Genomic DNA, 7,489 nt, shown 5'->3' on the forward strand with positions numbered 1-7,489 from the left:
GAGCTCCGATAGAATATCGAATCTCGATGGCTGCTTAGTCTTTTTAATATTGTCTACTTGACAGGGATAAGACCATATCATACTAGTTCTTTTTGTTTGTAGATCCATATTTAAGTAGTAGGGTACTACATATAAATCAATACAATATTAGAAGTAAAAGGATACCAACCTTTGTACAGATTAATTATAGCATAAATTTTCAGAAAAAATATATTTATTAGTTGGTTATTTATTCCTTGTTTTATCGTGTTTTGAATGTATACTTCCGTCATTTGTTTTGGGGAAAATGAGTAAGTTGTAATGAAGTTAATAAAACCAAAGGTTTGAATGTAAACTAAAATTCAAAAGTTTACTTTCGAATTTTGAGATAAATTTATATTAAGATGTACGAAAATTAATTTGAACAAACTTTATTCTAAAACAACAAAAGGAGCAAAAAATATTACTCCTTTTCATTTGAATTCCACATGAAATTTAGTATCAATTATTCCAAAAGCAACTTTACATGGAAACGGGCTTTTTCCTGCTGAAGCAGAACACATACATGAAAGTACCCAATATTCAAGTTCTAAAGGTAAGCGATATATTTGAATACTACCATCGCTGTTTTTTACTGTTAAAATCGGTGTATTTACCCTATTTGTAGCGAAACCGTCCGTTGTTATCATTCCTACTGCATCATTAATATGAAAACCAGCGCTTAAAATTTCATAAAGCTTTCCATCTTCCTCATTGATAATCATAGGTATATTTAAATAGGGATAGTTATTTATATCGTTATGAATAACTGTTCTTGCTGTATTCTTTCTTATCGGATTCTCTTGCATTTTATACACTCCTTTATAACTATTCAAACCTAATCACTTAAATCGATTCTATTTTACGTCTATTATATTAGAAAATCGCAGTGTCATCTTATTATAAAAAGCATCGGTACATATGACAGCACTATTTTGCTGGTCAATACCAACAACAGTCATATAGTTAGAGAGTAAATAACCATCTTCATAATATGTAATTAGTATTTCTTCTTCAGATAATAAGGAACAAAGCAACATGTTCTCAATCAGTTCTTTTTCTTCAGTGGTTAAGATTGGCCGAGTTACTTTGTTTTTCTCCTTAATGATTTCACGAATACCAGCAAACTGTTCAGGCATTGCTGCGAATGGAGTCCATTTGACCATTCCTCTTCCTTTTGGCATATTGGCGTTATTCATGCTTTGTGTCCCCCTAATAGTGTGTTTCTGTGTCTAGCTGTAGCGCTATGCGTGTAGGAAATCCCTCGTAAAATACTGTTCTTCCCAAATTTTGTGCGTATTTCATCCATTACTTTTGTTAACTTCATTTCTTGTTCTCGTTTCGTGAGATTATCAAAAAGAGAAATTTGTTCTTCTCCTTCTTGAAGTAGGTTTGTTAAGGATATGTTTATGCTGCGAATGGGTTCGCCAGTATATTGTTGATGTAAAAAGTATGTACAGATATGATAAATATCCATCGTTAGATTTGTTGGGCGGTTTAAAGTATGTGTTTTTCTAATGCCACCTGTATAACTCTTGCTATAACCGACAGAAAAATGGATGGTTTGAGCAAGTTTGTTTTGTCTTCTAAGCCGATAACAAACTTCTTCAATATGTTCCAGTAGAATAATCGGAAATTCTTCTATTGTGTAGTCACGCATTAGAATTTGGCTTTTTCCAATAGAAGTTGTGGCAGGAACATATTTTTCTGAAATGCGACTAAAGTCAATTCCGTGGCTATGTAAGTGTAATTCTTCTCCAATCTTGCCGAAGCTCTGTTTTAAGTATTTAAGGGGATAATTGGCTAAATCTCCAATAGAGTGTATTCCCTTTCGTTTTAACTTTTCTTCTGTTTTATATGATATGCCCCAAAATTTATTAAGTGGTCGTATGCTCCATAGTTTTGCAGGTACATCCTCGTATTTCCAAAAAGCAATCCCGTCTTTGTTCTTCTTAGCTTCAATGTCTAAAGCAACCTTACTCATTAATGGGTTAGGAGCAATTCCGATGGTACATTCAACTCGTGTATGATCGTATATTTCACGTTTGAATTTCATAGCGAATTCGTATGGATCTTGGGCGAATAAATGGATGCTATCGGTAATATCCATAAAAAATTCATCGATGCTGTATTGGTGGAAATCCTCATAAGGAACGTATTGCAAAGCTAATTTTGTTATGTAATTGGAGCATTTAATGTAAGTACCCATAATTGGATTTACAACAAGAATATCTTTTCTGCGAGGAATCTCGTATAATCTTGCCATCTTCTTTACACCTAATGCTTTTAATGGTGGGGTTGCAGCTAGAACGATTGAACCATTTCTATTTACATCATCTACTACGGCTAATTTTGTATGCATTGGGTCTAATCCCATTTTGATGCAACTTACTGAGGCGTAAAAGCTTCGTAAATCAACACATAAGATGATTCTATTCGGTAGGATTGAATAGTCATACACTGTGATTCCTCCCCTTCATAAAAGAACGTCCGTTCTTATTATACACGAACTTATGTTCTTTTATGAAGGGGATTTGAAATATAATGTAAAAATGAAATAAAGAATGTTGCAACTATTATATATTCCCTTTATTAGCAGCCGATTTTTAGCTATAGCGCTATGAGGATATGTTTATTTCCGACAAAACCTTGCAAAGACTGTGCGAGCTTCGTCGATGGATTTTAAGAGGTATTAGCCCTTGGATATGGAATTTTCCTTATAGGAGGTGGCATAGCGCTATGTCAGAAACTGAGATAGTATATACCAGCAATGAAGTCTATAGTCGTTTGGGGGTAAGTGGCAGCACACTTAGAAAGTATTCGGATGTCCTTGAACGTGAAGGGTATGATGTAAGAAAGAATAGTCGGGGGAGAAGGGAATATACAGAGTTTGATGTTGTACTTATTGAACAGTTAGTAGAGTTGAGTAAGCAAGATGGCATGACTTTAGAAAAAGCTGCGAAAATGATTGCAAAGCAGTTTGGAATCCATAATAAGAAAGAGGAATCCCAGGGGACAGATCCAGTTCCTTATCAAATGCAGTATCAATTCCAGCAACAATATAGCGCTATGATAGATGAGATTAATAAGGTGCAGCAAGCTAACCTTTTAGAAATGGAAAAGAGACTAGGTGATCGTATAGAGCAAAAGAACAAATTAATCGAAGAAGATATTAAAGAAAGAAATAAATTAATAAAGGAAGACATGAAAGATCGGAAGGAACGTGAAGAAAGGATAGAAAAGAGGTTAGAGCTAAGGGATGATAATCTTATGAAGATGGTCAGGGAGATTCAAGATGCAAAACGTACTATTGTATCAGCCCAGGAAGAAATAGCGGCAGCTAGGTTGAAAAAGAAGTCTTGGTGGAAGTTTTGGGGTGATTTATAATTTTATATTTTTATAAAATTATAATGGGATTCAGCCGAGATTTTTCCGTAGAATAAGGAACCCATAAAGGATTCCTTTTACATTATGCCGTTCTATAATCGTTGTTTTTAAGCTTCTTTCTAGTATCCCTAAATGCCAGGATTATTATTATCATACATATTAATTTAAGCCAGCGAAACTCCTGGTGGAACATTAGTCCTGAGAAGAATTCATAAGCATATAAGGAACCAATGACAAGGAACAGCCAGAGCATAAATTTCAAATCTTTTAAATGAAACTTGTAATTATGAATCTTTTTCCACATATGTATACACTCCTAGTCTGTTGAAGTTCTATAATTCTTATTGATGATATCTCGCATGTTTGCGATAAAGAATAGAAGGAATATGATGCCTATGATGCCGCTAACCCAATAATATGTACCTCCAGTTGTGAATTTATCATAGAAGGAGTAGGCGCTCGAGATTACAAGAATCGCTGAGCATATAGTAGAAATTAATAATGAACCGAAACTTCTCATGATGGTCACCTCAATTCTAAAAGTTATGACTTTAAATATAATTATACATATATATATAAAGATTCACAAAGGAATTACGGTATAATGTCGAAAAAATAAGAATTATGAGATTTTTTGTTGATTTATGTCGTTTTTAATGCTATACTCATAACAACAAAGAAAGAGAAAATAAAAACCCTTATCTAGTAAGTAATCAGAATTTTTAGTTTTATCGAATCATTTTACTTCTTGTGCCGTAGAAGTTTGTGCATTTTTTCCACTCTTTCTTTGTTTTACCCTATAAAAGAAAACAACCTGTTTTTATACAGGTTGTTTTCTTTTGTAAAAATTTAATTTGTTGTTTTTATAACGGTTGGGATTACTCTTTTAAAATTAAGAGGTTCTTTTTTGATGTTGATTATTTTTGTTCTAAAATACGTTCAACCTCATCTATTCCTAATTTACTGGCTTTAGCAATCGTTTCAAGTGGTACACCAAGTTCATGCATACCTTTAATCATCTGTATTTTTCCTTGCTGAACCCCTTCTTGAATTCCTTCTTTTTTCCCCTCATTACGAGCATGAGCAAACTTTGCAGCCTCATCCATTAAGGCCTTTTCTCTTGCTTCATATGCTTGACGGAAAGAAGAATCTTGACTCATACGTTCCCACTTATTCATTGCTTTTTGTAAAATCGGATCTTGGTTCATGGCAATGTCCTCCAATGTTTGTGTGAGATACTCATCTTCATTCGCTGGTAATAATAATAACCAACGAACAAACGAATCTTCCCACGGATTAACTTTCTCTTCGCGCCATTGCTGTAGTAACTTTGGAATCTCTACAATATGAACTTCGATATCGTCACTTAATAACTTTTGTTGTTGCTGATTCCAAAGGATTCCTGTTGTATGAAACGCTTCATATTCTGGAAACATCACAAAGTTTAACAAGTTTATGGTAATTGTTTTATGAAGTGAGCTATAAGGCATTCCTTTTTGCAATTGAGAGGTGTATAACCTTCCCCAATAATATAAGCTTCGTTTGATCATATCGTGATTGTTATTCAATTGTATTTCTACATTTACCTTTGTTCCTGTATTTAATGTAGCCGAAATATCTAAAATTGATAATTTATCTTCTTCATATTCTCGATGCAAATGTGGATCTTCTAATTGTAGGGTAACAATAGGTGATTCTAAAGAATCTTTTAATATGGCATTTAAAAAGGCAACTAAAATATCTTCATTCCCATTTGTGCCAAATAACTGCTTAAATGCAAAATCGATACGTAAATTTACTAATGAATTGGACATGGTTTTCCTCTTCCTGTTTCAGACTATATCTTTACCTTTATTGTACATAAAACTAAAGTCAATATGCAAACAATCCCCTAGGACTTATATAGGGATATAAGTCCTTCTCTTAAAGGAATACATTTGGAACAGAGAGATTAAGTGAAAAGAAATAAAGGTACACTTAAAAGATTTAATTTTCAGAAAATAAATATTTACAAAAATATTTATTTGAATTAAAATACGAATTACAAAGATTCGACATTATACGACAAAACGATATTATTTTTTCAGAATATTAAAACAACTAGAGGTGAGGTATCTATATGAATCTATTTCGAAAAAAATCTATTTCAGCATTATTAGCACAGTCAGAACAAAAAGGAGCATCTTTAAAAAAAGAACTCGGTGCATTTGATCTTACTATGCTCGGGGTCGGCGCTATCATCGGAACTGGGATTTTCGTTCTGACCGGTGTTGCCGCAGCAGAACACGCAGGACCCGCACTTGTTTTGTCGTTTATTTTATCCGGTTTAGCCTGTGTATTTGCAGCCTTATGTTATTCAGAATTTGCATCAACTGTACCGGTATCCGGTAGTGCGTACACTTATAGCTATGCAACATTTGGAGAATTAATCGCTTGGATTTTAGGTTGGGATTTAATTTTAGAATATGGATTAGCTTCCTCAGCTGTTGCATCTGGTTGGTCAGGGTATTTACAAGGTCTATTAAGTGGATTTGGGATTACATTACCTACGGCTTTAACAAGCGCATATAATCCTGAAGCGGGAACATATGTAGACTTACCAGCAATCTGTATCATTTTTCTAATGACGTTGTTATTAACAAGAGGAGCAAAAAAATCAGCGCGTTTTAACGCTATCATGGTAGCTATCAAACTTTTTGTTGTCTTACTATTTATCGGCGTTGGTGTTTTCTATGTAAAGCCTGAAAACTGGACACCCTTTATGCCGTTCGGCTTCTCTGGCGTAACAACTGGGGCTGCAACTGTATTCTTTGCTTACATCGGATTTGATGCTGTATCAACAGCTGCTGAAGAAGTCAAAAATCCACAGCGTAACATGCCAATCGGCATTATTGCTTCTTTAACAATTTGTACGATTCTATATATCGTTGTTTCATTAGTTTTAACTGGGATTGTACCTTATGATCAGTTAGGTGTGAAAAACCCTGTTGCATTTGCACTACAATACATTCAACAAGATTGGGTTGCTGGTTTCATTTCTTTAGGAGCGATTACTGGAATTACAACTGTATTACTTGTTATGTTATATGGACAAACACGATTATTTTACGCAATTAGCCGCGATGGCTTGCTACCAAAAGCACTTTCTCGCGTAAATAAAAAAACAAAAACACCTGTTATCAATAGTTGGATTACTGCCACTATGGTTGCTTTCTTTGCTGGTTTTGTTCCTTTAAGTAAACTAGCAGAATTAACAAATATCGGTACATTATTCGCATTCATCGTTGTATCAATTGGAGTAATTATTTTACGCAAAAAACAACCAGAATTACCGCGTGCTTTTAAAGTACCTTTGGTACCATGGATTCCTGCTTTAGCTGTTCTATTCTGTGGATACTTAGCATTACAACTCCCAGCAACAACATGGATTGGCTTTGCAATATGGCTTGTAATTGGACTTGTTGTCTACTTCAGTTACGGTTATAAAAATAGTACACTACAAAAGGAACAAAAAGAAGACGTAGCATAATGAAAAAGCTGTTGTCCCATTAGGACAGCAGCTTTTTTCCGTTCTGGTACAAAAAATAATATCATTGTGGATACTGAAATTATGGTTCTGGTGCAAATATAGGAAGAGGAATATGGATAGTAAATTCATAACGGAATTATATTTTATGCTATAAGGGGTCACCATACATGCTCATCAACCTAACAGAGCAGGTTAACCCCAAAACGAAAAAAATGAACTTTGTTGCTATAAAATGCACAAAATTTTCGTTTTGGGGGGTACTTCAAAATCTTAGCTTGATGGTGATGTGATGCTACCCCTTGAATATAAGTTTCCTATTCTTTCTTAAATAGGTGTCTTTTCATAAAAAAACCTTCACATGTAGTATGTAAGGAGATTATCTCGTGGGTTATTTACAAATTGTAGGTGGGGAATATTTGACGCTTACATTAATTTAGTTAAAAAGGATAAATGGTAGAATAGTAAAAATTCACCTCAATTTATCATTTTAGCCAAGAAGACTCCTTCCTCAAGGAACGCGAAGTGAGTAGGTGGGAGATGAATTGGCTTCGGACA

The 7,489-nt window shown here is 34.2% G+C and carries 8 protein-coding genes; 2 read left to right on the plus strand and 6 right to left on the minus strand.

The window, feature by feature from the left end:
- Nucleotides 1–452: 452 nt before the first annotated feature.
- Genes JDS80_RS29925 through JDS80_RS29935 form a run of 3 tightly spaced genes read right to left on the minus strand, consistent with a single transcriptional unit; the run spans nt 453 to nt 2,479 of the window.
- Nucleotides 453–827 (minus strand): hypothetical protein, encoded by a 375-nt coding sequence (locus tag JDS80_RS29925; RefSeq protein ID WP_199640728.1) that lies wholly within the window; start codon nt 825–827, stop codon nt 453–455.
- 48 nt (nt 828–875) lie between these two features.
- A complete protein-coding gene (locus tag JDS80_RS29930) occupies nt 876–1,217 on the minus strand; it encodes a YolD-like family protein (RefSeq protein ID WP_071744240.1) in 342 nt (113 codons plus the stop codon).
- Nucleotides 1,214–2,479: a Y-family DNA polymerase gene (locus JDS80_RS29935; RefSeq protein ID WP_199640729.1), complete on the minus strand. Its 1,266-nt coding sequence runs from the start codon at nt 2,477–2,479 to the stop codon at nt 1,214–1,216. The genes JDS80_RS29930 and JDS80_RS29935 overlap by 4 nt, the downstream gene beginning before the upstream one ends.
- 278 nt (nt 2,480–2,757) lie before the next feature.
- Between JDS80_RS29935 and JDS80_RS29940 the strand changes: the two genes are divergently transcribed.
- Nucleotides 2,758–3,405: a DUF3967 domain-containing protein gene (locus JDS80_RS29940; protein ID WP_199640730.1), complete on the plus strand. Its 648-nt coding sequence runs from the start codon at nt 2,758–2,760 to the stop codon at nt 3,403–3,405.
- A gap of 82 nt (nt 3,406–3,487) precedes the next feature.
- Here the strand turns inward: JDS80_RS29940 and JDS80_RS31790 are convergent, their stop codons facing one another.
- The 3 genes from JDS80_RS31790 to JDS80_RS29945 form a co-directional block, all read right to left on the minus strand.
- On the minus strand, nt 3,488–3,709 hold the full coding sequence (locus JDS80_RS31790; protein WP_071744237.1) for a hypothetical protein: 222 nt from the start codon (nt 3,707–3,709) through the stop codon (nt 3,488–3,490).
- Between the two features lie 12 nt (nt 3,710–3,721).
- Entirely contained in the window at nt 3,722–3,925 is a 204-nt protein-coding gene (locus tag JDS80_RS31795) for a hypothetical protein (protein WP_071744236.1), read from the minus strand.
- Between the two features lie 397 nt (nt 3,926–4,322).
- A complete protein-coding gene (locus JDS80_RS29945) occupies nt 4,323–5,219 on the minus strand; it encodes an Rpn family recombination-promoting nuclease/putative transposase (RefSeq protein ID WP_071773019.1) in 897 nt (298 codons plus the stop codon).
- A 305-nt stretch (nt 5,220–5,524) separates the two neighbouring features.
- Here JDS80_RS29945 and JDS80_RS29950 point away from each other — a divergent pair, with 305 nt between their 5' ends.
- Nucleotides 5,525–6,934, plus strand: coding sequence for a branched-chain amino acid transporter BcaP (locus JDS80_RS29950; RefSeq protein WP_199640731.1), 1,410 nt, complete (start codon nt 5,525–5,527; stop codon nt 6,932–6,934).
- Nucleotides 6,935–7,489: the final 555 nt, after the last annotated feature.

The sequence above is a fragment of the Bacillus cereus group sp. N8 genome (genome assembly GCF_016483685.1).
In the GTDB taxonomy this organism is placed as follows: domain Bacteria; phylum Bacillota; class Bacilli; order Bacillales; family Bacillaceae_G; genus Bacillus_A; species Bacillus_A proteolyticus.

Coding starts and splice junctions, on each gene's coding strand:
- JDS80_RS29925 (WP_199640728.1), bottom strand. CDS start 827: ATGCAAGAGAATCCGATAAGAAAGAATACAGCAAGAACAGTTATTCAT.
- JDS80_RS29930 (WP_071744240.1), bottom strand. CDS start 1,217: ATGAATAACGCCAATATGCCAAAAGGAAGAGGAATGGTCAAATGGACT.
- JDS80_RS29940 (WP_199640730.1), top strand. CDS start 2,758: ATGTCAGAAACTGAGATAGTATATACCAGCAATGAAGTCTATAGTCGT.
- JDS80_RS31790 (WP_071744237.1), bottom strand. CDS start 3,709: ATGTGGAAAAAGATTCATAATTACAAGTTTCATTTAAAAGATTTGAAA.
- JDS80_RS31795 (WP_071744236.1), bottom strand. CDS start 3,925: ATGAGAAGTTTCGGTTCATTATTAATTTCTACTATATGCTCAGCGATT.
- JDS80_RS29945 (WP_071773019.1), bottom strand. CDS start 5,219: ATGTCCAATTCATTAGTAAATTTACGTATCGATTTTGCATTTAAGCAG.
- JDS80_RS29950 (WP_199640731.1), top strand. CDS start 5,525: ATGAATCTATTTCGAAAAAAATCTATTTCAGCATTATTAGCACAGTCA.